General features: G+C 64.7%; 23 protein-coding genes. 10 read left to right on the plus strand and 13 right to left on the minus strand.

What is annotated here, in order from left to right:
- Window positions 1-74: 74 nt before the first annotated feature.
- Window positions 75-974 carry a DUF2971 domain-containing protein gene (locus IVB40_RS20965; RefSeq protein WP_247816164.1) on the minus strand — a complete coding sequence of 300 codons (900 nt, stop codon included), beginning with the start codon at window positions 972-974 and terminating at the stop codon, window positions 75-77.
- A gap of 44 nt (window positions 975-1,018) precedes the next feature.
- The gene (guaA, locus tag IVB40_RS20970; RefSeq protein WP_275992663.1) at window positions 1,019-2,689 is read right to left on the minus strand and encodes a glutamine-hydrolyzing GMP synthase; all 1,671 of its coding nucleotides are present in this window, start codon (window positions 2,687-2,689) and stop codon (window positions 1,019-1,021) included.
- A 76-nt stretch (window positions 2,690-2,765) separates the two neighbouring features.
- On the opposite strand from guaA, the gene IVB40_RS20975 reads away from it, so the two are divergent.
- From IVB40_RS20975 to IVB40_RS20985, 3 genes are all read left to right on the plus strand, one after another.
- Window positions 2,766-3,137 (plus strand): nuclear transport factor 2 family protein, encoded by a 372-nt coding sequence (locus IVB40_RS20975; protein WP_247360520.1) that lies wholly within the window; start codon window positions 2,766-2,768, stop codon window positions 3,135-3,137.
- Between the two features lie 155 nt (window positions 3,138-3,292).
- The gene (locus tag IVB40_RS20980; protein ID WP_027569587.1) at window positions 3,293-3,625 is read left to right on the plus strand and encodes a DHCW motif cupin fold protein; all 333 of its coding nucleotides are present in this window, start codon (window positions 3,293-3,295) and stop codon (window positions 3,623-3,625) included.
- 258 nt (window positions 3,626-3,883) lie between these two features.
- Window positions 3,884-4,093, plus strand: a complete 210-nt coding sequence (locus tag IVB40_RS20985) for a cold-shock protein (RefSeq protein ID WP_007592195.1) — start codon at window positions 3,884-3,886, stop codon at window positions 4,091-4,093.
- Window positions 4,094-4,218: 125 nt separating this feature from the next.
- Here IVB40_RS20985 and IVB40_RS20990 read toward each other — a convergent pair whose 3' ends face one another.
- Entirely contained in the window at window positions 4,219-5,517 is a 1,299-nt protein-coding gene (locus tag IVB40_RS20990; protein ID WP_247816165.1) for an RsmB/NOP family class I SAM-dependent RNA methyltransferase, read from the minus strand.
- A 34-nt stretch (window positions 5,518-5,551) separates the two neighbouring features.
- Window positions 5,552-5,974, minus strand: coding sequence for an MAPEG family protein (locus IVB40_RS20995; protein WP_027569585.1), 423 nt, complete (start codon window positions 5,972-5,974; stop codon window positions 5,552-5,554).
- Window positions 5,975-6,142: 168 nt separating this feature from the next.
- Between IVB40_RS20995 and IVB40_RS21000 the strand changes: the two genes are divergently transcribed.
- A complete protein-coding gene (locus tag IVB40_RS21000; RefSeq protein ID WP_247816166.1) occupies window positions 6,143-6,802 on the plus strand; it encodes an acriflavin resistance protein in 660 nt (219 codons plus the stop codon).
- 54 nt (window positions 6,803-6,856) lie between these two features.
- Here IVB40_RS21000 and IVB40_RS21005 read toward each other — a convergent pair whose 3' ends face one another.
- The 3 genes from IVB40_RS21005 to guaB all read right to left on the minus strand — a co-directional run bounded on the left by IVB40_RS21005 (window position 6,857) and on the right by guaB (window position 10,131).
- Window positions 6,857-7,153, minus strand: a complete 297-nt coding sequence (locus IVB40_RS21005; RefSeq protein WP_247360691.1) for a hypothetical protein — start codon at window positions 7,151-7,153, stop codon at window positions 6,857-6,859.
- 151 nt (window positions 7,154-7,304) lie between these two features.
- Window positions 7,305-8,327 carry an NADP-dependent oxidoreductase gene (locus IVB40_RS21010; protein WP_247360517.1) on the minus strand — a complete coding sequence of 341 codons (1,023 nt, stop codon included), beginning with the start codon at window positions 8,325-8,327 and terminating at the stop codon, window positions 7,305-7,307.
- A gap of 313 nt (window positions 8,328-8,640) precedes the next feature.
- A complete protein-coding gene (guaB, locus tag IVB40_RS21015; protein WP_247816167.1) occupies window positions 8,641-10,131 on the minus strand; it encodes an IMP dehydrogenase in 1,491 nt (496 codons plus the stop codon).
- A gap of 392 nt (window positions 10,132-10,523) precedes the next feature.
- Here guaB and IVB40_RS21020 point away from each other — a divergent pair, with 392 nt between their 5' ends.
- The gene (locus IVB40_RS21020; RefSeq protein ID WP_247816168.1) at window positions 10,524-12,014 is read left to right on the plus strand and encodes an MFS transporter; all 1,491 of its coding nucleotides are present in this window, start codon (window positions 10,524-10,526) and stop codon (window positions 12,012-12,014) included.
- Window positions 12,015-12,121: 107 nt separating this feature from the next.
- Here the strand turns inward: IVB40_RS21020 and IVB40_RS21025 are convergent, their stop codons facing one another.
- Both IVB40_RS21025 and IVB40_RS21030 read right to left on the minus strand, forming a co-directional pair.
- Window positions 12,122-12,808, minus strand: coding sequence for an RlmE family RNA methyltransferase (locus tag IVB40_RS21025; protein WP_247816169.1), 687 nt, complete (start codon window positions 12,806-12,808; stop codon window positions 12,122-12,124).
- A gap of 1 nt (window position 12,809) precedes the next feature.
- The gene (locus IVB40_RS21030; RefSeq protein WP_247816170.1) at window positions 12,810-13,877 is read right to left on the minus strand and encodes a Ppx/GppA phosphatase family protein; all 1,068 of its coding nucleotides are present in this window, start codon (window positions 13,875-13,877) and stop codon (window positions 12,810-12,812) included.
- A 211-nt stretch (window positions 13,878-14,088) separates the two neighbouring features.
- On the opposite strand from IVB40_RS21030, the gene IVB40_RS21035 reads away from it, so the two are divergent.
- On the plus strand, window positions 14,089-16,461 hold the full coding sequence (locus IVB40_RS21035; protein WP_247816171.1) for a xanthine dehydrogenase family protein molybdopterin-binding subunit: 2,373 nt from the start codon (window positions 14,089-14,091) through the stop codon (window positions 16,459-16,461).
- Between the two features lie 125 nt (window positions 16,462-16,586).
- On the opposite strand, the gene IVB40_RS21040 is transcribed toward IVB40_RS21035, so the two are convergent.
- Window positions 16,587-17,387 (minus strand): hypothetical protein, encoded by an 801-nt coding sequence (locus IVB40_RS21040; protein WP_247816172.1) that lies wholly within the window; start codon window positions 17,385-17,387, stop codon window positions 16,587-16,589.
- A 141-nt stretch (window positions 17,388-17,528) separates the two neighbouring features.
- On the opposite strand from IVB40_RS21040, the gene IVB40_RS21045 reads away from it, so the two are divergent.
- The 3 genes from IVB40_RS21045 (at window position 17,529) to IVB40_RS21055 (ending at window position 20,983) form a co-directional block, all read left to right on the plus strand.
- Complete coding sequence (locus IVB40_RS21045) at window positions 17,529-18,026, plus strand: YaiI/YqxD family protein (RefSeq protein ID WP_247816173.1); 498 nt, start codon at window positions 17,529-17,531, stop codon at window positions 18,024-18,026.
- Between the two features lie 8 nt (window positions 18,027-18,034).
- Entirely contained in the window at window positions 18,035-19,840 is a 1,806-nt protein-coding gene (locus IVB40_RS21050) for an ATP-binding cassette domain-containing protein (protein WP_027517420.1), read from the plus strand.
- A 63-nt stretch (window positions 19,841-19,903) separates the two neighbouring features.
- Entirely contained in the window at window positions 19,904-20,983 is a 1,080-nt protein-coding gene (locus IVB40_RS21055) for a D-TA family PLP-dependent enzyme (protein WP_247816174.1), read from the plus strand.
- Here IVB40_RS21055 and IVB40_RS21060 read toward each other — a convergent pair whose 3' ends face one another.
- Window positions 20,984-21,886, minus strand: coding sequence for a LysR family transcriptional regulator (locus IVB40_RS21060; RefSeq protein ID WP_247816175.1), 903 nt, complete (start codon window positions 21,884-21,886; stop codon window positions 20,984-20,986). It lies immediately after the preceding gene.
- A gap of 91 nt (window positions 21,887-21,977) precedes the next feature.
- On the opposite strand from IVB40_RS21060, the gene IVB40_RS21065 reads away from it, so the two are divergent.
- Window positions 21,978-23,195, plus strand: coding sequence for an MFS transporter (locus IVB40_RS21065; RefSeq protein ID WP_247816176.1), 1,218 nt, complete (start codon window positions 21,978-21,980; stop codon window positions 23,193-23,195).
- Window positions 23,196-23,204: 9 nt separating this feature from the next.
- Here the strand turns inward: IVB40_RS21065 and IVB40_RS21070 are convergent, their stop codons facing one another.
- Together IVB40_RS21070 and IVB40_RS21075 are read right to left on the minus strand one after the other, a co-directional pair.
- The gene (locus IVB40_RS21070; protein ID WP_256468227.1) at window positions 23,205-24,431 is read right to left on the minus strand and encodes a TIGR03862 family flavoprotein; all 1,227 of its coding nucleotides are present in this window, start codon (window positions 24,429-24,431) and stop codon (window positions 23,205-23,207) included.
- A complete protein-coding gene (locus tag IVB40_RS21075; RefSeq protein ID WP_247816178.1) occupies window positions 24,428-25,345 on the minus strand; it encodes an SDR family NAD(P)-dependent oxidoreductase in 918 nt (305 codons plus the stop codon). The genes IVB40_RS21070 and IVB40_RS21075 overlap by 4 nt, the downstream gene beginning before the upstream one ends.
- Window positions 25,346-25,567: the final 222 nt, after the last annotated feature.

Raw genomic sequence — 25,567 nt, forward strand, 5'->3', positions numbered from 1 at the left:
CAGAACTTTGCCATCAACATGGGTAGAGAGCGGCGATGCCATGCCTATGCTAGGCGCTAACGGCAAGTCGCATGCTATTTGCGATATGGCGCATTTGAACGCCGAAATCTGATGCCCGCATGCCCATAACCGAGTGAATCAGCAAGGTAAGTAAGAACACGCTCACTCTCCATTGCGGGCGCGCACGGTCCGATCACAATCTCTTCGATCGGCATAAGCTTTTCATTTTGCGCACTCGTCATGTCGAGCACGCGATACGGGACAAGACGATTGGCCGAAGCCCTATACCGAACTTCGCCCTGCAGCGCTATGATCCGCCACTCTTGCTCTTCGTGGAAAGCTGGGTGCTTACATTCGAACGCGACCTCATGGAGGAATTCGCTAATTCTCAGCTGCAGCCAACTATCGAAACTCATTTCTGGCCAACCAAATGTTTGAAGCCGATTTGCGAAAGGAGCGAGAGCTGAAGCAAAATCCGAAAAATACTTCGTGACGATTCTTTCCTCTACCGACCCGCCATAGATCATGCGCTTAGGGCTTGCCTCACGATCTTCCTTCAGAACTCGAAACCTGCTGGGATCGAAACCTATCGCAAAGCCCATGCCGTCCGCCGCATATGCTCGCCACTGACTGAGCACATCTCCGTCTTCCGAGAAGCAAGCTACGTACACGCCCAGACCAATCAGCCCGCGACGAAAGGTTGCCGCCGTCGCGGAAATCTTCTGGAATTGTTCAATAAGAAATTCGGATCCTTTGGTGCGTTTCGCGGCAAGGTGACCAACCACGTTCTTGAACAACGAAGCGAGCTCGTCCGCATCGTTGAGGTAGTTTGTATCAGTAGCCCAAACTTGCCGGTTCTGAAGAATGCCGAGAAGCGCATTCGCGTCGCAGTAGTGATAGATGAGAGTTGGAAGTGCCCGACGCTCCTCTAGCCCCTTAAGCCCTCGATCATAAGCGGCGTGAACTCCTGTCACGAGCTCCTTTGGCGGTCGCACCTGCCGACCGGCGCTCCGCCCCCCTACTCCCACTCGATCGTCCCAGGCGGCTTGCTCGTCACGTCGTACACCACCCTATTCACGCCCTTCACCTCGTTGATGATACGCGTGGCGGTCTCGCCGAGGAACTTCATGTCGAACTGATAGAAGTCCGCGGTCATGCCGTCGGTGGAGGTCACGGCGCGCAAGCCCACGACGAAGTCATAGGTGCGGCCGTCGCCCATGACGCCGACGGTCTTCACAGGAAGCAGCACCGCAAAAGCCTGCCAGATGTCGTCGTAGAGGCCGTGCTTGCGGATCTGGTCGATGTAGACGGCGTCGGCCTTGCGCAGGATGTCGAGCTTCTCCTTCGTAATGTCGCCGGGGCAGCGGATGGCGAGGCCGGGGCCCGGGAACGGGTGGCGGCCGACGAAGATTTCGGGGAGGCCGAGCTCGCGGCCTAGCTTGCGGACCTCGTCCTTGAACAGCTCGCGCAGGGGCTCGACCAGCTTCATGTTCATGCGCTCAGGAAGACCGCCGACATTGTGGTGCGACTTGATCGTCACCGAGGGGCCGCCGGTGAAGGAGACACTCTCGATCACGTCGGGATAGAGCGTGCCTTGGGCGAGGAAGTCGGCGCCGCCGATCTTCTTGGCCTCCGCCTCGAACACCTCGATGAAGAGGCGACCGATGGTCTTGCGCTTGGTCTCGGGATCAGTGACGCCTTCGAGCTCACCGAGAAATTGCTTCGAGGCATCCACGTGCACGAGCGGGATGTTGTAGTGGTGCCGGAACAGGTCGACCACGGTCTTGGCTTCATCGAGACGCAGCATGCCGTGATCGACGAACACGCAGGTGAGCTGCTCGCCGATCGCTTCGTGGATCAGCACGGCCGCGACCGCGGAATCGACTCCGCCGGAGAGGCCGCAGAGCACCCTGCCCTTGCCGACCTGGGCGCGAATTTTGGCGATCTCCTCCTCGCGGAAGGCGCGCATGGTCCAGTCGCCGGACAGGCCTGCGATCTTGCGAACGAAGTTGCGGATCAGTTTGGCGCCGTCGGGCGTGTGCACCACTTCGGGGTGGAACATCAGGCCGTAATATTTGCGCGTCTCGTCCTGGATGATCGCGAACGGCGCGTTCGGCGACGTGCCGGCCACCGAGAAGCCCGGCGGCATTTTTGTAATGCGGTCGCCATGGCTCATCCAGACCTGGTTCTTGCCGCCTGGCGACCAGACGTCCTCGAACAGCTTGCTCGGCGCCTTCACCTCGACATCGGCGCGGCCGAATTCGCGGTGATGGCCGCCCTCGACGGTGCCGCCGAGCTGCTCCGCCATGGCCATCTGGCCGTAGCAGATGCCCATCACCGGCACGCCGGAATCGAAGATCGCTTGCGGCGCGCGGGGCGAGCCCGCTTCATGCACCGACTCAGGCCCGCCGGAGAGAATCACCGCCTTCGGCTTCATCTCGTTGAAGGCTTGTTCGGCCTTGTTGAACGGGACGATCTCGCAATAGACGCCGTCCTCGCGCACGCGACGCGCAATGAGCTGCGTCACCTGGCTACCGAAGTCGACGATGAGAATCTTGTCATGCGCCGAGGCCACGGAGGGCGTCGACGCGGAGCGGTCGGTCTGTGCTGCTGTCATGGCAAGCAAATACGCGACGGGGACTTTTCCCGCAACCGCGCGCGCCGCGGGCCCACATTCTTCTTTGGGCATGGACAAATCAATATAGGTAAGCATTATTGACCTAATATGGCCCATCACTCACCAAGGGCCGAACAGGGAGAACTTCATGCCATACCATCATCAGCCGTCGAATCTCGCCGCACTCGGCCGCACCTGGGTCGAGGCCTGGAACGCGCGCGACCTCGAACGCGTGCTCACGCTCTATGACGAGGACGTCGTGATGACGTCGGACCGCATCCCAGCGATGGGGTTCGATGAAAGCGGCACCGTGCGCGGCAAGGATGCGTTGCGCGCCTATTGGGGCAAGGCGCTCGCGCTGTTGCCGAACCTGCATTTCTCGCTGATCGAATTGTTCGTCAGCCCTGATAGCGTGGTGGTGTTCTACGAGAACGAGCGGGGAAAGCGGATCTGCGAATATCTGCGGGTGAATGCGGCCGGAAAGATCGTGCAGGGATCGGCGAATCATCCGGTGCACTAGCCTGTCCCCGTCATTGCGAGCGGAGCGAAGCAATCCAGAATCTATCCGCGGAGATAGTCTGGATTGCTTCGTCGCAAGGGCTCCTCGCAATGACGGAGACTGTGGCGAGCACATACGCTAACAACACCGGCGCCGGCTCTGACACAGGATTCCAGATGAAGCTCCCCACCTCCCCCTTCACCGTCACCGACTGGAGCAAGGTCGAGCCGACCATCCATCCCGGCGAGACCGGGCAGGCGCAGTGGCGCACGCTCGACATCGGCGATCTCCGGGTGCGGATGGTCGAATATACGCCGGGCTATCTCGCCGACCATTGGTGCGACCGCGGCCACGTGCTGTACGTGCTGCAGGGCGAGCTCGACAGCGAGCTGCGCGACGGCCGCAAGTTCAAGCTCACGGCGGGGATGAGCTACCAGGTCTCGGATTTCGGCGACGCAGCGCACCGGTCCTCGACCGCGACGGGGGCGACGCTGTTTATCGTCGATTGAGCGCCCCGGGAGGGTTAATTTGCACCGCAAAATAGCAAAATTCGGGGACATCCCGAGCGGCGGGTGGTGCCTTGAAGTGGCCCCAAAATCTCGCTATATTGTGATCATCGATACTTGGCCGAACGACTGGGCCGCTTCGCTTCGTTGCTGACGGGCGCGCACGCTTCAGATGATTTCTCCAACATCGACTGATCAGGATTATGGGCGCAATAGTGCGTACCGGTCCGCGTGTTAACTTCTTAAGCAAAGGAAATTCCCATGGCTATGGGCACCGTGAAGTGGTTCAACAATCAAAAGGGTTTTGGTTTCATTCAGCCGGATGACGGCGACAAGGACGTGTTCGTGCACATCAGCGCCGTCGAGCGCGCTGGCCTCTCGACCCTCAACGAAGGTCAGAAGGTCTCGTTCGACATCGTCGCCGATCGTCGCAGCGGCAAGTCCTCGGCTGACAATCTCCGCGTCGGCTAACGCCAGCGCACCGTTCTGACCACGGACGTACCGGCAGAACGTAGAGCTAGAAAACCCCGCGACCGGGTTCCGGTTCGCGGGGTTTTTGTTTTGGGGCCCGCCGCACCGGCGGTGACGGGGGTGGGTTATGCCTTCTTCAGCACCGAGACGAAGAACCCGTCCGTGCCCGTCCGCCGCGGCGTCATCAGCCAGCCTTCCGGCGATTGCAGCGCGGCTTGCGCAAACTCCTCCGCCTTGTCCCAGAGCACGCTCGCGGTCTGCTCGGGCGGCACCACCGCGAACTCGGGATGGCGGGCGGTGAACGCCCTCACCTGCTCGCCGTTCTCCTCGGAAAGCACCGAGCAGGTGATGTAGGCGATGCGGCCACCGGCCTTGAGCAGCGGCACCGCGCGCTCGAGCACCTCGGTCTGGTCCCGCAGGCGAATCTCCAGCGCGCCCGGGCGCATGCGCCATTTGGCATCGGGGTTGCGGCGCCAGGTTCCGGTTCCGGTGCAGGGCGCGTCGATCACGACGAGGTCGGCGGTGGCGCTGATCTCGGCCAGCGGATCGACCTCGCCCTTGGGAGTGCGCACATCGGCATTGTGGACGCCGGCGCGCGACAGGCGTTCGTGGATAGGCGCAAGCTGCCGCTTGTCGCTGTCGGTCGCGATCAGCCGGCCCTTGCCCTGCATCATCGCGGCGAGCGCCAGCGTCTTCCCGCCGGCCCCCGCACAGAGATCGATCACCTGCTCGCCGGGTTTTGCCGCGGTCAAGGCAGACGCAAGCTGCGACCCCTCATCCTGCACTTCAATGGCGCCCTTGATGAAATCCTCTTCGGCCTGGATGCCGGGGTTGCGCGCATCGGCCGAGAGCTCGATGCGCAGGCCGGTTGCGGACCACTGCGTCGGTTTCGCATGAAGATGAGCAAGCGCCCCCAGCGCCTTGTCGCGATTGGATTTTAGCGTGTTGACGCGCAGGTCGAGCGGCGCCCGGCTCGCCATCGCGGCCGCCTCCGCGACGCGCTCGTCGCCGAACGCCTTTGCCAAATACGGATCCAGCCATTCCGGATAGTCGCCGGCGATCGCGGCCGGGGCACCTTCAAGGGACCGCGAGGCGAGCGCGGCCTGCTCGGCCTCGGTCAACGGCGCGGGGGCAAAGCGGCTGCCGTCGAACAGCGCGGCCATGGTGGCCGTATCCATGTTGCGCTCGAGGCGAAGCATGCCGATCAGCCGCGCACGCGCGGTATCCGAATCCATCAGGTAGGCGCTCGAGGCATAGCGGCGCAGCACGTCCCAGACGAGACCGGCAATGGCGGCGCGGTCGCCGGAGCCGGCGAAGCGGTGCGCGGTGCCCCACTCCTTCAGCGCCTTGGCCGCGGGCACGCGGTCTTTCTCGATGGTGTCGATCAGTTCGATGGCTGCGGACAGCCGGGCAGCGGGAGTCATTTGAATCTTTCAGATCAAATCCGACGGCTAACCGTCAGATCAACAAGAGCATCTTCAGTGCGAAGTAGATCCACATCGCGAGCAGCACGAGCACGCCGGCGAGCCAGATCGTGGAGCGGCGTCCGAGATTGTTGGAGGAGACGAAGATTCCGGCATGGACGAAGCGCGTCACCACGAACACCCAGGACATCAGCACGATGAAGAGATCGGCATGGCGCAACGGGAGCGCCAGCGCGATCAGGACATAGAACAGCACCGGCAGTTCGAACTGGTTGCGGTAGCAATTGGCGAATTGTGTGGCCCCCTTCGGCCAGTTGGGCTCGCCCAGCGCAATGTCACGACTCTTGGTCTCGCCGGAGACGAGCGCGCGCCGGCGTCCCATCGCCATGGCGATCAGGAGCGCGAAGGTGAGACCGACCTGCACGAAGACCGGCAGCAAAACCATTTGAACGGACATCGGAATTCCCGGGGTTGTCCCATCCGGCGGAAGCCACAGCTAGCTTCCATTAGCCGTCACCGCTGGCCCTGACAATCAACGAGTTGAACCGGCGTTCCCGATGAGGCGACCAACTGTCGACAGTTAAAGCGATTTCGCCCCTTGGGGCGCGCAAGGCGAGAGACCGCCATGAACACCCTCTTCAGCCAGATCGGCAGCCTGACCGGCGCTTTGACCGAGTCCGCCGATGGCCAGTTCGGCATCCTGATGTCGGCGCTGGCAGGCATCTCGACGGCGCTTGCGGTGGCGCTGGCGATGACGGTCTACTTCCGAATGAGCTATCGGACCTGGCGCGATGTCCTCAGGCACGGCCTCGCTGCGCTCGCCGCCCTCGCTCTGTTCGCCTTTGCCGCCTACGACATGCGCCATGCCGCGCTGGCCTATCTCGGCCTCAATCCGTCAAAACCCGCGGTCGAGTTCGAGATCCGCATGCCCAGGGAGACCTTGGCGGCGGCGTCCGACACCCAGATCGAGCTGCATACCGACCGAAACCAGACGCTGGCACTGGTCGAGGGCGTGCGGGAGCTCGGTGATGGCCGCTCCGTCCTGCGTGGCGCGGTGGCGCTCAACCACCGCACCGCGGACCGCGTGCTGGTCGTGAACCTGTCCGGCAAGGGCACCTTCGAATTCCGCCTCCGCCTGCCGGCCGAGCCGCATCGCTCCGAGCAGTCGGGCGCCCAATTCGGCCCTCAGTTCGGCCCTTGGCACCTCGCCGACCGCATCGCCTCGCCACTGGCGAGCCCGGTCGCGCCGCAGGACGCCTACATGATCCGCTATCGCGTGCTTTAACTTTGTTCGATCGCCGCAAGATGGGCGGCGAGGATTAGCGCTGCCCGTCGCTGCTCAAGCGACGCTTTTGAGATCCTGCTGGATCGCGGCAAGCAAGGACTGCAGCGCGTCGCTGTTCACTGGCTTAGCCCCGGTGTTGGCAGGCGCAGCATTGGCAGGCCGCGTGGCTTTGACCGGACGCTTGGGGAACGGCGGCATAGGCGTGGGTATCGCGGATTGCGCCAACGCGCCGGCGTCCTCGGTGTGAACGAACTTGCCATGGATGACGTCGTCGCGACGGCCCATGACAAACATCGTCGCCCAATAACCGGCGGCCACAAGAATTACGCAGAAAACAACAAGCTCTAACATCATCGCACCTGAAATATGCGCAATGATTCAATGCCTTCGCGGGCCCGTCAATGAACCAACGGTCACACCTGCGGCTTTTACGGGCGGGTGTGGCCGATCGGTCACTCTTTGTTAACCATACCCGGCCCCTGAGCGGGCCGAGAGCGGCCGGTCAAGCCGTGTCCGGCCCAACCCGCACCAGCTGCTTGCCGAAATTGGCCCCCTTGAGAAGCCCCATGAAGGCTTCGGGCGCGCTCTCCAGGCCCTCGGTGACGAACTCCTTGTACTTGACCTTACCCTCGCGGACCCAGCCGGACATGTCGCGCAGGAAGTCGCCATGGCGGGAGGCGAAGTCGGAGACGATGAAGCCGCGGAAGGTCAAGCGCTTGGTCAGCGTCGCGCGCATCATGCTGGCGGCCCATTTCGGCGGCTTCGCTTCAGTGTCGTTGTAATGGGCGATGAGGCCGCAGACCGGCACGCGCGCAAACGCATTGAGCAGCGGGAACACCGCCTCGAACACGGCGCCGCCGACATTCTCGAAATAGACGTCGATGCCCTTCGGGCAGGCGTCCTTCAGCTTCGCCGCCAGATCGGGATCGCGGTGATCGATGCAGGCATCGAAACCGAGCTCCTTCACGACGTAATCGCATTTGTCCTTGCCGCCGGCGATTCCAACCGCGCGTGCGCCCTTGATCTTCGCGATCTGTCCCACGGCCGAACCGACCGCACCGGAGGCACCGGCGACGACGACGGTCTCGCCTGCTTGCGGCTTGCCGATATCGAGCAGGCCCGTATAGGCCGTCATGCCGGGCATGCCGAGCACGCCGACGGCCGTCGAGATCGGCGCGAGCTTCGGGTCGATCTTGTTCAGCCCCTTGCCGTCGGAGATCGCGTGCGTCTGCCAGCCCGCGCGCGAGAGCACGATGTCGCCCTTGGCGAAGTTCGGATTGTTGGAGGCTGCGACCTCACAGACCGTACCGGCTTCCATCACACCACCGACGGGCACCGGCGTCGCGTAGGACGGACCGTCGCTCATGCGCCCGCGCATGTAGGGATCGAGCGAGAGCCAGATCGTGCGCAGCAGGACTTCGCCTGCGGCAGGCGCAGGAACCGCGAATTCCTCGATGCGGAAATCGGACGGCTTTGGCTCGCCGACAGGACGCGCGGCGAGAACGATGCGTTTGCCTTGGGACATGATGGCTTCCTCCAATTTTCTGTCATTGCGAGCGAAGCGAAGCAATCCAGTCTCGTCAACACAAAAGGGCTGGATTGCTTCGTCGCACCAGCGCAAAATTGATTCGCAATTTTGTCGCGGGCTCCTCGCAATGACGAGCTTTTGGCACGCGCACGCGACACACTCGCCGTCATCGTCCGCGAAGGCGGACGATCCAGTACTCCGAGACGGTTATGATTGAGCCGAAAGGCCGCGACGTACTGGATGCCCCGCCTTCGCGGGGCATGACACCGTCATTTGGGCAAGCGCGCGAATTCCAACGCGCAGCCGGAGACTAACCCCCGCCCGGATAGTTCGGCGCCTCGCGCGTGATGGTGACGTCGTGGACGTGGCTTTCGCGCAGGCCCGCGCCGGTGATGCGGACGAACTGGGCCTTGTCGTGCAGGTCCTTCATGTCCTTTGCACCAACATACCCCATCGCGGCGCGCAGGCCGCCGGCGAGTTGGTGCATGACGTTGCCGACCGGACCCTTGTAAGGCACCTGGCCCTCGATGCCTTCGGGCACGAGCTTGAGCGTGTCCTTGATGTCCTGCTGGAAGTAGCGGTCAGCCGAGCCGCGCGCCATCGCGCCCACCGAACCCATGCCGCGATAGGCCTTGTAGGAGCGGCCCTGCCACAAGAACACTTCGCCGGGCGTCTCGTCGGTGCCGGCGAGCAGCGAGCCGACCATCGCGATGTCGGCACCGGCAGCCAGCGCTTTGGCGAGGTCACCGGAGAACTTGATACCGCCGTCGGCGATGACGGGGATGTCGGACTTCTTCGCCGCCTCGACCGCATCCATGATCGCGGTGAGCTGGGGAACGCCGACGCCTGCAACGATGCGCGTGGTGCAGATCGAGCCCGGGCCGATACCGACCTTGATGCAGTCCGCGCCTGCATCGATCAGCGCCTGCGCACCCTCTGAGGTAGCGACGTTGCCGGCAACGACCTGCACCGAGTTGGAGAGACGCTTGATGCGGTTGACCGCATGGAGCACGTGACGGGAATGGCCGTGCGCGGTGTCGACCACGATGAGATCGACGCCGGCGTCGATCAGCCGCTCGGTGCGCTCGAAGCCGCTGTCACCGACCGTGGTGGCGGCAGCGACCCGGAGGCGGCCCTGCGCGTCCTTGCAGGCCAGCGGATGGGCGACCGCCTTCTCCATGTCCTTTACGGTGACCAGGCCGACGCAGCGATATTGCTCGTCGACCACGAGCAGCTTCTCGATGCGGTGCTGGTGCAGCATCCGCCGCGCCTCGTCCTGGCTGACATTCTCGCGCACCGTGACGAGACCTTCATGCGTCATCAGTTCGGAGATTTTTTGCTGGCGATCGGTGGCGAAGCGGACGTCGCGGTTGGTGAGGATGCCGACCAGCTTGCCCGGCGTGGACTTGCCCGCACCGGTGACGACGGGAATGCCGGAGATGCCGTGATCGCTCATCAGCTTGAGCGCGTCGTCCAGCGTGGCATCGGGGCTGATGGTGAGCGGATTCACCACCATGCCCGACTCGTAGCGCTTGACCTGCCGCACCTGGGCGGCCTGCCCTTCGGGATCGAAATTGCGGTGGATGACGCCGATGCCGCCGGCCTGCGCCATGGCGATCGCCATGCGGGCTTCGGTGACCGTGTCCATGGCGGAAGCCATGATCGGAATGTTGAGCGGAATGGCGCGGGTGACGCGGGAGCGGATGTCGACCTCGCCCGGCATGACGTCCGACAGGCCCGGCTTCAGCAGCACGTCGTCGAACGTCAGGGCTTCGCGAATGCCTTGTTGCACCGTGGCCATGTGCCAACTCCTTCCGCGGCCCTGCCGCAAATAGCTATGGATGAGCGCCGCCCTCGGCGTACCTTGCGGCAACGCCGGAGAATCGGAGCCCATCGGTGGGGTTGACGCGGGTCGATAGCACGGGCGGGCGACGAATCAAAGCAATTCGGACCGCCGGCCAGCCATGCACAGGCTTTTTAGGCAAATTCAGCCGGGATAACCGGCGGCAGCTCGTGCCGGCGGACGGCGTCCACGCCCCTCCTGTGCCGGCAGATCATCACCGACGCAGGACGCACCCCACCCTGGGGTCACGCAGGATTTAGGTGCCATGCGTCGATCCGCAATGGTCGCGGCCCAGTGGCGGTGATAAGCCGCAATTCTCGCCCTTTTCCAATTTCCATTACCAATCCGTCATGGTCGACAAGCAACGCATCATTCCGCTGATCGTGGCCACTGCTCTCTTCATGGAGAACATGGACTCGACGGTGATCGCCACGTCGCTGCCCGCGATCGCGGCCGACATCGGCACGAGCCCATTGACGCTCAAGCTCGCGATCACCTCCTATCTGCTGTCGCTTGCGGTGTTCATCCCGGCGAGCGGCTGGACCGCCGACCGGTTCGGCGCGCGCATGGTGTTTGCGATTGCCGTCGGCGTGTTCATGGTCGGCTCGGTCGGCTGCGCGCTCTCGACATCGGTCACCGACTTCGTGTTCGCCCGCATCCTGCAAGGCATGGGCGGGGCAATGATGACGCCGGTCGGGCGCCTCGTGCTGCTGCGGTCGGTCGACAAGAGCGCGCTGGTCAACGCCATGGCGTGGGTGACGGTCCCTGCCCTGATCGGACCTGTGATCGGGCCGCCGCTCGGCGGCTTCATCACCACCTATGCGTCGTGGCACTGGATCTTCCTGATCAACATCCCGATCGGGCTGCTCGGCATCTTCATGGCCTTGCGCTTCATCGATCCTATCAAAAGCGAGGAACGAGAGCCGTTCGACCTCTACGGCATGGTGCTCGCGGGCCTCGGGCTCGCCGGCATTGCGTTCGGGCTGTCGGTTGCCGGACTCAATCTGCTGCCGTGGAGCACGATTGCCGCCCTGGTCGCCGGAGGATCGATCTCGATGACGCTGTATGTCATTCACGCGCGACGAACCGGATCGCCGGTGCTGGACTTCACGCTGCTGAGGCTGCCGACACTGCGCGCGGCCATTTTCGGCGGCTTCATGTTCCGGCTCGGTATCGGCGCGCTGCCGTTTCTGTTGCCGCTGCTGATGCAGATCGGCTTCGGCCTCTCGCCGTTCAAGTCCGGCCTCGTCACGTTTGGCTCCTCGCTCGGCGCCATGGGCATGAAAGCGCTGGCCGCACGCATCATCCGCGCCTTCGGCTTCCGCAACCTGATGACGGTGAACGCGATCATCAGCGCAGTTTTCCTCGCCGCCTGTGCCCTCTTCACGGTGACGACGCCGCTGCTGATCATCATGATCATCCTCGTGGTTGGCGGCTTCTTCCGTTCGCTCGAGTTCACCGCGATCAACACGGTTGCCTATGCCGAGGTCGAGCACGCGCAGATGAGCCGCGCCACCACGCTCGTCAGTGTCAACCAGCAGCTCGCGGTCTCGGCCGGCGTCGCCGTCGGCGCCGCGTCGGTGGAGACGACGATGTGGCTCAGCCATGTCAGCGAGCTCAATGCCACCGTGTTCGCGCCCGCCTTCGTCGTCATCGCGCTGACCTCGGCGGCGTCGAGCTGGTTCTTCTGGCAGATGCCCGCCGATGCCGGCCACGAAGTCTCCGGCCGCAAGGCCGTGGAGATCGCGAGCCGTAAGGGTGCCGGCAAGGGCGCGGCCAAGGCGGCCGTCAAGGCGGCGACCGAGGATACGCAGGACGTGCGGGATCAGCGGCTGGGGTAGCCTCTCTTCTCGTCATTGCGAGCGCAGCGAAGCAATCCAGAATCCCTCCGCGGAGACAGTCTGGATTGCTTCGTCGCAAGAGCTCCTCGCAATGACGGAATTCGCGGCTACTGCGTCGCCCCGCCCCGAAATCCCGTCGCGAGAACGTAGCGCTCCGAGGAATCCGCACGGCTCGCGGCGGGCTTCACATGACGCACCATGGCGAAATCGCGCTTGAGCTGGGCGAGCAGCTCGGCGTCGGCGCCGCTCTGGAACGCCTTCGCCAGGAAGGTCCCACCCGGTTTCAGCACGTCGCAGGCGAACGCGGCGGCGGTCTCGATCAGGCCGACGATGCGAAGCTGGTCGGTCTTGCGGTGACCGGTAGTGTTGGCAGCCATGTCGGACATCACGATGTCGGCGCCGCCATCGAGCATCGCCTTGAGCTTGTCCGGCGCGTCATTGTCCATGAAGTCGAGCTGCGCGAACTCCACCCCGGCAATCTCGGGGATTTCCAGCAGGTCGATCGCGATGACCTTACCCTTGCCCTCGACCGAGCCGACGCGCTTGGCGGCGATCTGGCTCCAGCCGCCCGGCGCCGCACCGAGATCGACCACCGCCATGCCGTGCTTGAGCAGCCGGTATTTGTCGTCGATCTCGAGCAGCTTGAAAGCGGCGCGCGAGCGATAACCCAGCGCCTTCGCCTTCACCACATAGGGATCATTGAGCTGCCGCTCCAGCCAGAGCTTCGACGACAACTTGCGCTTGCCATGGGTCTTGACCTGGACGTGCAAGCGGCCGGTGGTGTCCTTGGCCATCTCACCAACTCCTGAGCGCGCCGTCTTCGCGCATCATTTCGACCAGCATGCCTTCGCGCAGGCCCCGGTCGGCGACGCGCAGACGTGGCAGCGGAAAGGCGCGGCGGATCGCGTCGAGGATGGCGCAGCCGGCCAGCACGAGATCGGCGCGCTCGACGCTGATGCAGCTGTTCGCCGCGCGCTCCTCGTAGCTCATGCCGAGCAGCTTGTTGATGGTCGCGGTGACGTCGGTGTCGTTCATCCAGACGCTGTCGATGCGGCGGCGGTCGTAGCGCGCGAGATTGAGATGGATGCCGGCGAGCGTCGTCACAGTGCCTGAGGTGCCGAGCAGATGCATGTCGGCGAGATCGCCGCCATGCTGTTCGGCGAACGGCGCGATGTGATGGGCCACCTCGCGCTTCATCGCGGCGTAGATCTCCGGCGTCACGTCGCGGCCCCCGAACTGCTCGGCAAGGGTGACCACACCGAATGGAATCGACATCCAGGCTTTGATGCGCGGCTCCGGATTTGCGGCGTCGCGCTCGATCCGCACCAGCTCGGTCGAGCCGCCGCCGATGTCGAACAGGATCGCGCCGCGGCCCCTGGGATCGACCAGCGGCGAGCAGCCGAGCACGGCGAGCGCCGCCTCGGTCTGGCGGTCGATCACCTCGAGCTCGATCCCGGTCTCGGCAGCGACGCGGCTGCGAAAGCCTTCGGCATTCGAGGCGGCGCGGCAGGCTTCGGTGGCGATCAGCCGCAACCGCCGCGCCTTGCGCAGGTTGATCTTGTCGCGGCAGATGCCGAGCGCCACGATGGCGCGCTCGATCGCGGCCTCGCTGATGCACCCGGTTGCGGAGACGCCCTCGCCCAGCCGGATGATGCGCGAGAAGGAATCGACCACGCGAAAGCCGTCGTGGGTCGGACAGGCGATCAGGAGCCTGCAATTGTTGGTGCCGAGGTCGAGCGCCGCGTAGACGCCGGTTCCCGGCGCTTGCGCGCCGACGGCCGGTTCAGGGGCGAACGCCGCCGCCATCGACCCCAGCTCACCGTGCGGCGCAAGGCCGTCGCGGAGCCGCGTGTGGTCATTCATACAAACTGTCTTTCCGCGGCCGGTTGGGCCGATCTGGAATTGCTTTTTCGCCTGAAACCTTAGCAGCGCGCCAATCCTGCGCAACAACGCATCACATGGGACCATGCCCATTCGTGCGTTGTCGTGAACGGGCCGGTGGGCTATTTTTGAAGAGTCCGGTCTCCCAGGCGCCCCCCAAACCGCGCATTTGCCGGCTTTTCAGGTCAATTCCATGCAAGAACACACCAAATCCTCCGCGCTCGAAAACGCTATTGCACTGCAAAAATATGGCGTCGGCCAGCCGGTCCGCCGCAAGGAGGACGACACGCTGGTGCGCGGCAAGGGCCGCTACACCGACGATTTCAACCTGCCCGGCCAAGCCCACGCCGCGATCGTCCGCTCGACCCATGCCCACGGCGTCATTCGCGGCATCAACATCGACGCCGCCAAGGCGATGCCGGGCGTGCTGGGGGTGTGGACCGGCAAAGACCTCGATGCGGCCGGCTACGGCCCCTTCACCTGCGGCCTGCCGCTGAAGAGCCGCGACGGCTCGCCCCTGCTCCAGACCAACCGCCAGCCGCTCGCAACCGACAAGGTCCGCTTCGTCGGCGATCCCGTCGCCTTCGTGGTGGCGGAGACGCTGGCCCAGGCGCGCGACGCGGCCGAGGCGGTCGAGCTCGATATCGAGCCGCTGCCGGCGGTGACCGACCCTGAAGACGCCGCAAAAGCCGGCGCGCCGCAACTCTACGACCACATCCCGAACAATGTCGCGCTCGACTACCACTATGGCGACATCGAGAAGGTCAACGCCGCCTTCGCCAGCGCCGCTCACGTGACCAAGGTCGACATCGAAAACACCCGTGTCGCCGTGGTCTCGATGGAGCCGCGCGTTGGCCTTGCCTCCTACGACAAGACGACCGAGCGCTACACCATCCAGATGCCGACGCAGGGCGTCGCCGGCAACCGCGCCAACCTCGCCAAGAACCTGAAGGTGCCGAACGAGAAGGTCCGCATCCTCACCGCCAATGTCGGCGGTTCCTTCGGCATGAAGAACGTCAACTATCCCGAGTACATGTGCATCCTGTACGCGGCCAAGGAATTGGGACGGCCGGTGAAATGGCTGGACGAACGCTCGACCAGCTTCTTGTCCGACAGCCACGGCCGTGCGCAGAAGATTCACGCCGAGCTCGCGCTGGACGCCGAGGGGCATTTCCTCGCCGCCAAGCTCTCGGGCTACGGCAATCTCGGTGCCTACATCACCGGCGTTGCGCCCAGTCCGCTCTCGCTCAACACCAGCAAGAACTTTTCCAGCGTCTATCGCACACCGCTGATGGCCGTCGACATCAAGACGGTGCTGACCAACACCACCCTGATGGGCGCCTATCGCGGCGCCGGCCGGCCCGAGGCGAACTATTACATGGAGCGGCTGATCGACCGCGCCGCCGACGAGATGGGCATCAACCGCCTGACGATGCGCAAGCGCAACTTTATCAAGCAGAGCCAGATGCCGTTCGCTGCGTCCTCCGGCGTCACCTATGACAGCGGCGACTTCCAGGCTGTCTTCAACAAGGCGCTCGAAATCTCCGACCACGAGAATTTTGCCAAGCGCAAGAAGGAGAGCAAGAAGTCCGGCAAGCTGCGCGGCATCGCCGTCGGCTCTTATCTGGAGGTGACCGCACCTCCCGGCGTCGAACTCGGCAAGATCGTGTTCGATCCCGATGGCTCCGTGCAGCTCATCACCGGCACGCTTGATTACGGTCAGGGCCACGCATCCGCATTCGCGCAGGTACTCTGCCAGCAGCTCGGCGTGCCCTTCGACAGCGTCAAGCTGGTGCAGGGCGATAGCGATATCGTCCACACCGGCAATGGCACCGGCGGCTCGCGCTCGATTACCGCGACCGGCATGGCGATCGTGGGCGCCGCCAAGCTTGTGATCGAGAAGGGCAAGCGCGCCGCCGCGCATATGCTGGAGGCATCCGAAGCCGACATCGAATTCGAAGGCGGCAGTTTCACCATCGCGGGCACCGACCGCAGCATCGACATCATGGAGCTCGCAAAACGCCTGCACGGCGGCAAGACGCCGGAGGGCGTGCCCGACAGCCTCGACGTCGATCACACCAGCGAACCGGTTCCGTCGGCCTTTCCGAACGGGTGCCATGTCGCCGAGATCGAGATCGACCCTGAGACCGGCGTCGTGCAGATCGTGCGCTACAGCGCGGTCAACGATTTCGGCACGGTGATCAATCCGCTGCTGGTCGCTGGCCAGCTCCATGGCGGCGTCGTCCAGGGCATCGGCCAGGCGCTGATGGAGCACGTCCGCTACGACGAGAGCGGCCAGCCGATCACGGGCTCGCTGATGGACTACGCACTGCCCCGCGCCGAGGACGTCCCGAATATGACGGTCGGCGACCACCCGGTGCCGGCCACGACCAATCCGCTCGGCAGCAAAGGCTGCGGCGAAGCCGGTTGCGCCGGCAGCTTGTCGACGGTCGTGAACGCGGTGATCGACGCGCTCTCCGACTACGGCATCAAGCACATCGACATGCCGCTGACGCCGGAGCGCGTGTGGCGTGCGATCCAGGACGCGAAGGGGAAAGCGGCGTAAAGCATTTTCTCTCCGCCGTCATGGCCGGGCTTGACCCGGCCATCCACGCCGTGAGGCATCAAGAACGTGGATGCCCGGGACAAGCCCGGGCGTGACGGTGTTGTAGCGATGTGCCTTTTTCGCGCCTACGCCGCCGCCTGCTCGCGCGGCTGGTAGATCGCGGTGTGCTGGCAGTGCGCCAGCGGCGTCGTGCCGTTGGCGACCACCAGCGCGTCGAGCTCGACGAAGCGGTGGCCCTTCTTCTCGTAGTTCGCGGTGACTTTGGCCCGCGCGGTGATCTCGTCACCGGCGCGTGCGGCTGACAGCAATTGCATGCGGCTGCCGACATGGATCCACGGGCCGAGGATCGTGTTGTCCACCAGCACGCGGTTCATGACGCGCTGGATCAGGCCGGGGTGACCGAGCTCCTCGCGCGCGAAGATCGGATCGGCCTCGCGGATGTCGGCGAGATAGTCGGCCGCATCCTGCCCGGCCCAGCGGCGCGGCGTCGTGCCGAGCCATTTGCCGGTCTCGAAGGTTGCCGGGTTGACCGGTTTGCGCTCGGCAACCGCGGAGACCTCAACGTAGTCGCTCAACGACACCGCAGTCGCAGTCGCCGCCAGCGACGCCGTGCCGGCGGCACAGAGCTCGGTGCGGCTGAACACCTCGATGGTGAGCAGGCCGTTGTGCTCGGTCGCATCGACATCGGCGGTCTCGCCGTCATAGACCGGCTTGATGAAACGCGCCTCGATCAGTCCGCGCGACAGGAAATCGCGGCCCCAGCGCGCCACCGGCACATGCATCATGTAGGCGAAGACGTCGACGCCGGGGACCAGCCCGCCGGAAAAGCCGAAGCGGCGCGCCACATTGTCGTCATGCATCTTGTTCTCGGACTGCTTGGCCGTGTTGTAGGCCTCGACACGATAGGTTTCGAGCCGGTTCGGCATGGCTTGGCTTTCCCCAAATTCTTGTTGTTTCAGGCCGATCGTAGGCCCTGAGGAACCGGGGTCAATCCCCTCGCCTTTGCGGCCCGAATGGGGTACCACGCGGCTGCTGCGGAACCGCTTCGCAAGCCCCATCTACGGACAATGACGAACCCTCAAAACACCACCCGCATCTATGTCGACGCCGACGCCTGTCCGGTGAAGGACGAGATCTATCGCGTCGCCGGCAGACACGGCCTGCCCGTGAGCGTGGTCGCGGGCAATTTCATCCGCGTGCCCCAGGATCCATTGATCGAGCGGATCGCTGCTGGTGCCGGCATGGACGCAGCCGATGACTGGATCGCGGAACGCGCCGGGCCCGGCGATATCGTCATTACCTCGGATATTCCGCTCGCGAGTCGCTGCGTGAAGGCCGGCGCCGATGTGATTGCATCCAACGGCAAGGCGTTCACCGAGGAATCGATCGGGATGACGCTCGCGGTCCGTAACCTGATGACCGATTTGCGCTCGGCCGGCGAAGTCACCGGCGGTCCGAAATCCTATTCGCCGCGCGACCGCTCGACATTTCTGTCGACGCTCGACCAGACCATCCGCCGCATTCAGCGCCGCCGCGCCGACCAGGCCGCAACAAGACAGGACTGAGACACCGCATGGCGCCACCGTTGATTCAACTGCGCGATATCAAGCTGACCTTTGGCGGCACGCCGCTCCTGGCGGGCGTCGAACTGTCGGTTTCGACAGGCGAGCGCGTCTGCCTGATCGGCCGCAACGGTTCCGGCAAATCTACGCTGCTCAAGATCGCCGCCGGCCTGGTCGAACCGGATGGCGGCAGCCGTTTCGTGCAGCCCGGCGCCACCATCCGCTACCTGCCGCAGGAGCCGGACTTTTCCGGTTTCTCCACCACGCTCGCCTATGTCGAGGCCGGCCTCAATGCCGGCGACGACCACTATCAGGCGCGCTATCTGGTCGAGCAGCTCGGTCTCAGCGGCGAAGAAGATCCGGCGCATGTCTCCGGCGGCGAAGCCCGCCGTGCCGCGCTGGCACGCGTGCTGGCGCCCTCGCCCGATATCCTGCTGCTGGACGAGCCGACCAACCATCTGGATCTTCCGACCATCGAATGGCTGGAGAGCGAACTGGAGAGCCGCCGCTGCGCGCTGGTGATCATCAGCCACGATCGGCGCTTCCTGGGCAATCTCTCGCGCAGCACCGCCTGGCTCGATCGCGGCCAGATACGGCAGATCGACCGCGGCTTCAGTGCCTTCGAGGCCTGGCGCGACGAGGTGCTCGCGGAGGAAGAGCGCGACCAGCACAAGCTCGACCGCAAGATCGTCAACGAGGAGCACTGGCTGCGTTACGGCGTCTCGGGCCGCCGCAAACGCAACGTCAAGCGGCTCGGCAATCTCCACGCACTGCGCGACCAGCGCCGAACCCATCGCGGCGCGACGGGCAACGCCAACCTCGCGGCTGCCGAAGCCGACAAGTCCGGCAAGCTCGTCATCGAGGCCAAGAACATCAGCCGGTCCTATGGCGAGCGAAAGATCGTCGACGGCTTCTCGATCCGGGTCCAGCGCGGCGACCGCATCGGCATCGTCGGCCCCAACGGCGCCGGCAAGACCACGCTCATCGAGATGCTGACCGGCGGCAGCGCGCCGGACAGCGGCAGCATACGGCTCGGCGCCAACATCGAGATGGCGACGCTCGATCAGCATCGTGAAAGTCTCGATCCGAAGACGACGCTGGCCGAGGCGCTGACCGGCGGCCGCGGCGACCATGTCATGGTCGGCGGCAAGCCGAAGCACGTCGTCAGCTACATGAAAGACTTCCTGTTCGCCCAGGAACAGATGCGCACGCCGCTGGAGGTGCTGTCGGGCGGCGAGCGCGGCCGGCTGATGCTGGCACGCGCGCTGGCGAAGCCTTCAAACCTCCTGGTGCTGGACGAGCCGACCAACGACCTCGACCTGGAGACCCTCGACGTCCTCGAGGAAATGCTCAGCGACTACGAGGGCACCGTGATCCTGATCAGCCACGATCGCGATTTTCTCGACCGCGTGGTGACGTCCGTGATCGTGCCCGAGGGTAACGGACGCTGGCTCGAATATGCCGGCGGTTATACCGACATGCTGGCCCAGCGCGGCGCCGACGTGAAGCGCGCGACAGCGAAGGCCGTCGAAGAGACGAGAGAGCAGCGATCCGTCGCGCCTTCCGGCGTCGCGAGACGACGGTTGACCTTCAACGAGCAACACGCGCTGGAGACGCTGCCCAAGACCATTGCCAAGCTGCAGGCCGAAATTGCCAAGCAGCAGCGCTTCCTTGACGACCCCGATCTCTTCCGCAAGGATCGCAAGCGCTTTGACCAGGCCTCCGACGCTCTGACGAAGGCGCAAAAGGAATTGGCCGAGGCCGAGGACAAATGGCTGGAGCTCGAAGTGCGGCGCGAAGAGATTGAACAGGCCTAGCGTGCATTCCGCAAAAGTGGCACCGCTTTTGCAAACGGAATGCGCGCCAACTCAGAGACTTCCATGACAACGACCCTTGCCGCCAAAATCGCCCGCGAATACGGCACGCCCTGCGCCGTCATCGACATGGACAAGGTCGAGCGCAACATCGCGCGCATCCAGAAGGCCTGCGATGGCGCGGGGATCGCCAACCGTCCCCACATCAAGACGCACAAGAACCCGACGATCGCCAAGATGCAGATCGCTGTTGGTGCCAAGGGCATCACCTGTCAAAAGCTCGGTGAAGCCGAAATCATGGCCAATGCCGGCATCGATGACATCCTGATCAGCTACAATCTGCTCGGCGAGGAGAAGATGGCGCGGTTAGGGGCGCTGCAGGCGAAGGCCAACATGACGGTCGCCGCCGACAATTCGACCGTCGTTGCCGGCCTGCCCAAGGCCGCTGCGGCCTCAGGCCGACCGCTGTCGGTCGTGGTCGAATGCGACACGGGCCGCAAGCGCGCCGGCGTCGAGACGCCAGCCGAGGCCATTGCGCTGGCACAGGAGATTGCCGCATCCAAGGGCCTGCAATTCGCCGGCTTCATGATGTATCCGACCGAGACTGGCTGGGCGGACGCGCAAAAATTCTACGACGAAGCACTGGCTGGCGTGCGCGCGCACGGGCTGGATGCAAAAATCGTTTCGACCGGCGGGACGCCGAACCTGAAGAATCTCGGCAAGCTCAAGGGCGGCACCGAGCACCGCTTCGGCACCTACATCTACAACGACCGCATGCAGGTCGCCGCCGGCTCCGCCACCTGGGACGACTGCGCGCTTCACATCTATTCGACGGTGGTGAGCCGTGCCGCGCCCGAGCGCGGCATTCTCGATGCCGGCTCCAAGACGCTGACCACGGATACCGGCGGCCTCGACGGCCACGGCCTGATCCTTGAGCACCCCGAAGCCAAGATCGCGCGCTTCGCCGAGGAGCACGGCTTCCTCGACCTCTCCCGCAGCAACACCCGGCCCAATGTCGGCGACGTCGTCCGCATCGTGCCCAATCATGTCTGCGTCGTCGTCAACATGATGGACGAAGTCGTGATGGTGCGCGGCGATGAGATCATCGGCACGCTGCCGATCGCAGCGCGGGGGAAGCTGCGGTAGCTATCCCCCGATCAGCGCCTGGAGTTCCCGGACCAGGCCATCGCGGAAGAGCTTGATCGGCCGCTCCAGCCGACCGGCCGGGGCGCGATGCACCACCCATGCGCGCACGGCGGGTTTGAAGTCGCGCGCAGCGACCGGCTTGAGCCTGTCGCGAAATGCGCTGCGTTTCAGGGCGATCGGGGTGACGAGCCCGACGCCGAGGCCGCGCGACACCAGCGACAGGCGAAGCTCACTGTCCAGCGCCTCAACGGCGATGTTGAACGGCAGATGCGAGGCATCGAATTTTCGCTTCAGCGTATCGCGAAATCCACAGCCATCCTGGTTGATTACCCACGACAGTTGGGACAGCCGTTCCAGGTCGACGGTGCGCGGGATCTTCATGTCGCGTGCGACGACGAAGACGACGGGCTGCGCGCCGAGATCGTCGGCCGCCAGATCGGCGGGCGGCACTGCACCGTCGGGGAGACAAATCGCGGCTGCATCGAGCTCGTTGCGGCAGACACGCTCGAGCTGGTTCGGCGACCAACCGGAGACCACCCGCACGGCCAGCGCGGGAAATTCGGCGCGCACCGCATCGAGTGGTGCGGTCAGGCCTGCCTCCGAGAGAAACGGCGTCAGACCGAGCCTGAACTCGCCGCGGACCATTCCGTCGTTGGCCACGCCCGACTTGAGGTCGTCCAGCATCCTGAGCAGACGCCTGCCCTGCTCGTAGGCCTCATGGCCCGCCGCCGTCGGCTTCAGGGGCTTCGAGAGCCGGTCCAGAAGCTGCGCCCCCAACATCTCCTCGAGATTCTGGATACGTCGGGTCACGCCAGGCTGGGTGAGATTGAGACGCGCCGACGCTGCGACAATCGATCCGGTCTCGACCACGGCGACGAAAGCAACAAGGTCATGGGTGTTCATAACAAACTCGCATATTCTTTATAGTCTTATTTGAATTGTAGCATATTGATGCCCCCGCTTAAAGGGTCCCGCGCCACAGCTGCGAGGTCCCATGACTGTCTCCGAAACCACCAGGCCTGCGCCCCGAAACCAGCTCGCCGAGCGGCCGCTGATCTGGCTCGGCGCGATCACCGCCGGTGTCGTCGTCACCAATTTGTTCGCGCCGCAGATCCTGCTCGGCTTGATCGGCCGGTCAATGTCGATGCCCGCGTGGCAGGCGGGGCTGATCAGCACGCTGACCTTGCTGGGCTACGCACTCGGCCTGCTGCTGCTCGTACCTCTGGTCGATCTGGTCGAGAACCGGCTTGTCATCCTCCGCACCCTCGGCTGCGCGATCCTCGCCGCTCTCGCGACGGCGCTCGCGCCGACGCCCTCGCTGCTGCTGCTCGCCACCTTCATCCTCGGCGCCTGCTGCGCGGCGATCCAGATGATGGTTCCGCTGGTCGCATCCATGGTGGCACCGGATCGCCGCGGTCAGGCCATCGGCGAGGTGATGGGCGGATTGATGATCGGCATTCTGCTGTCACGACCTGCGGCGAGCCTGATTGCAGATCTCTGGAACTGGCGTGCCTACTATGTCGTCTCGGCCGCTTTGATGGCTCTGCTTGCCAGCGCACTCGCCCGTTATCTTCCAACCCTTCGACCGACGGCACGCGCGCGCTACACCGATTTGCTGCTGTCCTTTCCAAGACTGCTGCGCGAAGAGCCGGTGCTGCGCGTCCGGGCCTGGACCGCGTCGCTTGTCATGGCCTCCTTCACGGCGTTCTGGTCGGCGGTCGCGCTGCGGCTGCCGGAGGCCCCGTTCGATCTCGATGCCAAGGGAGTTGCCGCTTTTGCACTGATCGGCGTAGCGGGCGCCGCGGCGACACCGATGGCCGGCCGCTGGGGCGACAAGGGCCGCGCGCGGCCGATGTTCTTTGCCGCCCATCTGCTCATCATCGGCTCGCTCGCGCTCTGCGCCTGGGCGGGCATGCTGGACTCCCAGATCACCAGTCTGCTGGTACTGAGCCTCGGCACGATCCTGCTCGACGTCGGCATCACCACCGACCAGACGCTGGGCCGCCGCGCGATCAACCTGTTGCGCCCCGAAGCACGCGGTCGCATGAACGGCCTGTTCGTCGCGCTGTTCTTTATCGGCGGTGGCGTCGGCGCGGCGGCGGCATCGCTGGCCTGGAGTTTTGGCGGCTGGACCATGGTCTGCGCGGTGGCGGCAAGCTTCGGCGTGCTCGGCCTCCTCACGGATCTCGCAACCCGGACCGGGACGTCATGATGTGGATGGTCAGGACGACAATTGGGCGAGCCGTCGCAACACGCCCCGCCCTGCCGCCTTCCCCGTCGCGAACGAAGCCTGGAGCAAATAGCCCCCCGTCGGCGCCTCCCAGTCCAGCATCTCACCGGCCGCGAACACGCCCGGCAGCTTGCGGATCATGAAGTCGGCGTCGAGCTCGTCGAGGGAAATCCCGCCGGCGCTGGAGATCGCGCGCGCGATCGGCGCGACGCCTATGAGCTTGATCGGCACGGCGTTGATGAGCTCCGCCAATCGCTCAGCCGACATTGCCGACAACGACTGGCCAGCACCGATGGCGGCTTCCTGCAACAGCCCGACCGCGACCGGCGACAGCTGCGCAGCCTTGCGCAGAAAGTTGGAGAACGATTGCTTGCCGCGCGAGGCGAACAGGCGCTTGACGAGTTCGCCATGATCGACATCCGGCCGCAAGGTGACGTGCAGGACCGCTTCGCCGCTCGCCGCGATCGCCTCGCGCAGTTCGGCCGACAACGCATAGATCGCCCCGCCCTCGATTCCGCCCCTTGTGATCATGGCCTCGCCGCGCGCCCGGTGTGGGCCGAAGGACAGCGTAATGCCCTTGAGCGGCTGGCCTTCGAAGCGCGTGCGGAAGATTTCGGACCATGCGACTGTGAAGCCGGAGTTCGCCGGCCGCAGCGGCGAGATCGCAACGCCTTTGTCGGCCAGGATCGTCGTCCAGCCGCCATCGGAGCCCAGTCGCCGCCAGCTGGCGCCGCCGAGTGCCAGCACCGTGGCGTCCGCGGCGATGGTGGTGTCGCCGCCGGGTGTGTCAAAGACCAGTCGTCCGTCCCCGTCCCAGCCCATCCAGCGCTGGCGAAACGCAAAGCGCACGCCGGCGGCATCGAGCTGTCGCAGCCAGGCCCGCAGCAAGGGCGATGCCTTGAACGCTTTCGGAAACACACGCCCGCTGGTGCCGACAAAAGTCGGCTCGCCCAGCGCCTCGCTCCAGGCGCGCAGCGCGTCAGGCGGAAACGTTTCGATCGCTGCTTGCAGTTTCGGCGCCGCCTCCCGGTAGCGCGCCATGAACTGCGGCAGCGGTTCGCTATGGGTGAGATTGAGCCCGCCGCGGCCGGCCATCAGAAATTTGCGGCCCGCGGACGGCATCCCGTCATGGATCGTGACGCGAGCACCGCCCTGCGCGAGCACCTCGGCCGCCATCAACCCGGCAGGGCCGGCGCCAATGACGGCGACGGCTGTCAGAGTTTCACCCCGGCGCGCGCAGCGGCCTGCGCTACGTATTTCTGCGTCTGCTCGAAAGCCCCCTGCAGCGCCTTCGCCTTCGACATGTCGCTGATCTCGGCGAAATGCGCCGCGACCGCGTCCGGCGTCCACTCGGACTCCGGCAGGTTGATGCCTTCGCTCTCGACGATCTTGATCACCGCGAACGAGCCGGCGCCAGCGCCCATGATGGTGCGCGTCGGCGCATCCTCGCTCAGCATGTACTCGACCGCGGGCGTGATCGCGTTCGGCTTCATCAATTGCAACGCCTGCGGCGGCAGCAGCTCTTCCGTCATGCGGGTTGCCGCCGTCGGCGAAATGATGTTGACCCGGATGTCGGCCTTGCGGCCCTCTTCGGCCAGCACGTTCATCAGGCCGACCATGGCGGATTTGGCCGCACCGTAATTGGCCTGGCCGAAATTACCGTAGAGGCCGGAGGACGACGTCGTCAGCACGATGCGACCATAATTGCGATCGCGCATGCCGGCCCAGGCCGCCTTGCAGCAATAGAAGGTACCGACGAGGTGCACATCGAGCACCTTCTGGAAATCGGCCGCTTCCATCTTGCCGAACGACTTGTCGCGCAAAATGCCGGCATTGGCACACAAGAGGTCCACGCTGCCCCACTCCTTGGTGGCGCGTTCAACCATCGCCGTGACCTGCTCGAAATTGGAGACGTCGGCGCCGTCGGCCATGGCGATGCCGCCCGCTTTACGGATCTCCTCGACCACGGCTTCCGCCGGCGACAGCGAACCGCCGCTGCCATCGCGCGCGCCGCCGAAATCGTTGACCACGACTTTGGCGCCGCGGCTCGCCAATCCCAGCGCATGCGCGCGCCCCAGACCATTGCCCGCGCCGGTGACGATGGCGACGCGTCCGTCGAACCTGATTGCCATGAGTGCAGTTCCTGCTTCTTCTTCCTTCTCCCCTTGTGGGAGAAGGTGGCATAGGCGGCCAACGGCCGCCGTTCCCAGTTAAAACGCCAACGCGTAGCGTTGGCTACGGCGCCGGATAAGGGGTCTCTCGCAACGGATGTGCTCGCGGAGAGAAACCCCTCACCCGCCTCGCATTCCGCGAGGCACCCTCTCCCAAAAGGGGAGAGGGTTCGAGCCCACCGA

It is taken from the genome of Bradyrhizobium sp. 40 (assembly GCF_023100925.1).
In the GTDB taxonomy this organism is placed as follows: domain Bacteria; phylum Pseudomonadota; class Alphaproteobacteria; order Rhizobiales; family Xanthobacteraceae; genus Bradyrhizobium.

Coding starts and splice junctions, on each gene's coding strand:
- IVB40_RS21060 (WP_247816175.1), bottom strand. CDS start 21,886: ATGAACACCCATGACCTTGTTGCTTTCGTCGCCGTGGTCGAGACCGGA.
- IVB40_RS21025 (WP_247816169.1), bottom strand. CDS start 12,808: ATGGCCAAGGACACCACCGGCCGCTTGCACGTCCAGGTCAAGACCCAT.
- IVB40_RS21010 (WP_247360517.1), bottom strand. CDS start 8,327: ATGTCCCAAGGCAAACGCATCGTTCTCGCCGCGCGTCCTGTCGGCGAG.
- IVB40_RS21050 (WP_027517420.1), top strand. CDS start 18,035: ATGGCGCCACCGTTGATTCAACTGCGCGATATCAAGCTGACCTTTGGC.
- IVB40_RS21020 (WP_247816168.1), top strand. CDS start 10,524: ATGGTCGACAAGCAACGCATCATTCCGCTGATCGTGGCCACTGCTCTC.
- IVB40_RS21075 (WP_247816178.1), bottom strand. CDS start 25,345: ATGGCAATCAGGTTCGACGGACGCGTCGCCATCGTCACCGGCGCGGGC.
- IVB40_RS21000 (WP_247816166.1), top strand. CDS start 6,143: ATGAACACCCTCTTCAGCCAGATCGGCAGCCTGACCGGCGCTTTGACC.
- IVB40_RS20985 (WP_007592195.1), top strand. CDS start 3,884: ATGGCTATGGGCACCGTGAAGTGGTTCAACAATCAAAAGGGTTTTGGT.
- IVB40_RS21005 (WP_247360691.1), bottom strand. CDS start 7,153: ATGTTAGAGCTTGTTGTTTTCTGCGTAATTCTTGTGGCCGCCGGTTAT.
- IVB40_RS21035 (WP_247816171.1), top strand. CDS start 14,089: ATGCAAGAACACACCAAATCCTCCGCGCTCGAAAACGCTATTGCACTG.
- guaB (WP_247816167.1), bottom strand. CDS start 10,131: ATGGCCACGGTGCAACAAGGCATTCGCGAAGCCCTGACGTTCGACGAC.
- IVB40_RS20995 (WP_027569585.1), bottom strand. CDS start 5,974: ATGTCCGTTCAAATGGTTTTGCTGCCGGTCTTCGTGCAGGTCGGTCTC.
- IVB40_RS20975 (WP_247360520.1), top strand. CDS start 2,766: ATGCCATACCATCATCAGCCGTCGAATCTCGCCGCACTCGGCCGCACC.
- IVB40_RS20990 (WP_247816165.1), bottom strand. CDS start 5,517: ATGACTCCCGCTGCCCGGCTGTCCGCAGCCATCGAACTGATCGACACC.
- IVB40_RS21055 (WP_247816174.1), top strand. CDS start 19,904: ATGACAACGACCCTTGCCGCCAAAATCGCCCGCGAATACGGCACGCCC.
- IVB40_RS21030 (WP_247816170.1), bottom strand. CDS start 13,877: ATGAATGACCACACGCGGCTCCGCGACGGCCTTGCGCCGCACGGTGAG.
- IVB40_RS21065 (WP_247816176.1), top strand. CDS start 21,978: ATGACTGTCTCCGAAACCACCAGGCCTGCGCCCCGAAACCAGCTCGCC.
- IVB40_RS21040 (WP_247816172.1), bottom strand. CDS start 17,387: ATGCCGAACCGGCTCGAAACCTATCGTGTCGAGGCCTACAACACGGCC.
- IVB40_RS20980 (WP_027569587.1), top strand. CDS start 3,293: ATGAAGCTCCCCACCTCCCCCTTCACCGTCACCGACTGGAGCAAGGTC.
- guaA (WP_275992663.1), bottom strand. CDS start 2,689: ATGCCCAAAGAAGAATGTGGGCCCGCGGCGCGCGCGGTTGCGGGAAAA.
- IVB40_RS21045 (WP_247816173.1), top strand. CDS start 17,529: ATGACGAACCCTCAAAACACCACCCGCATCTATGTCGACGCCGACGCC.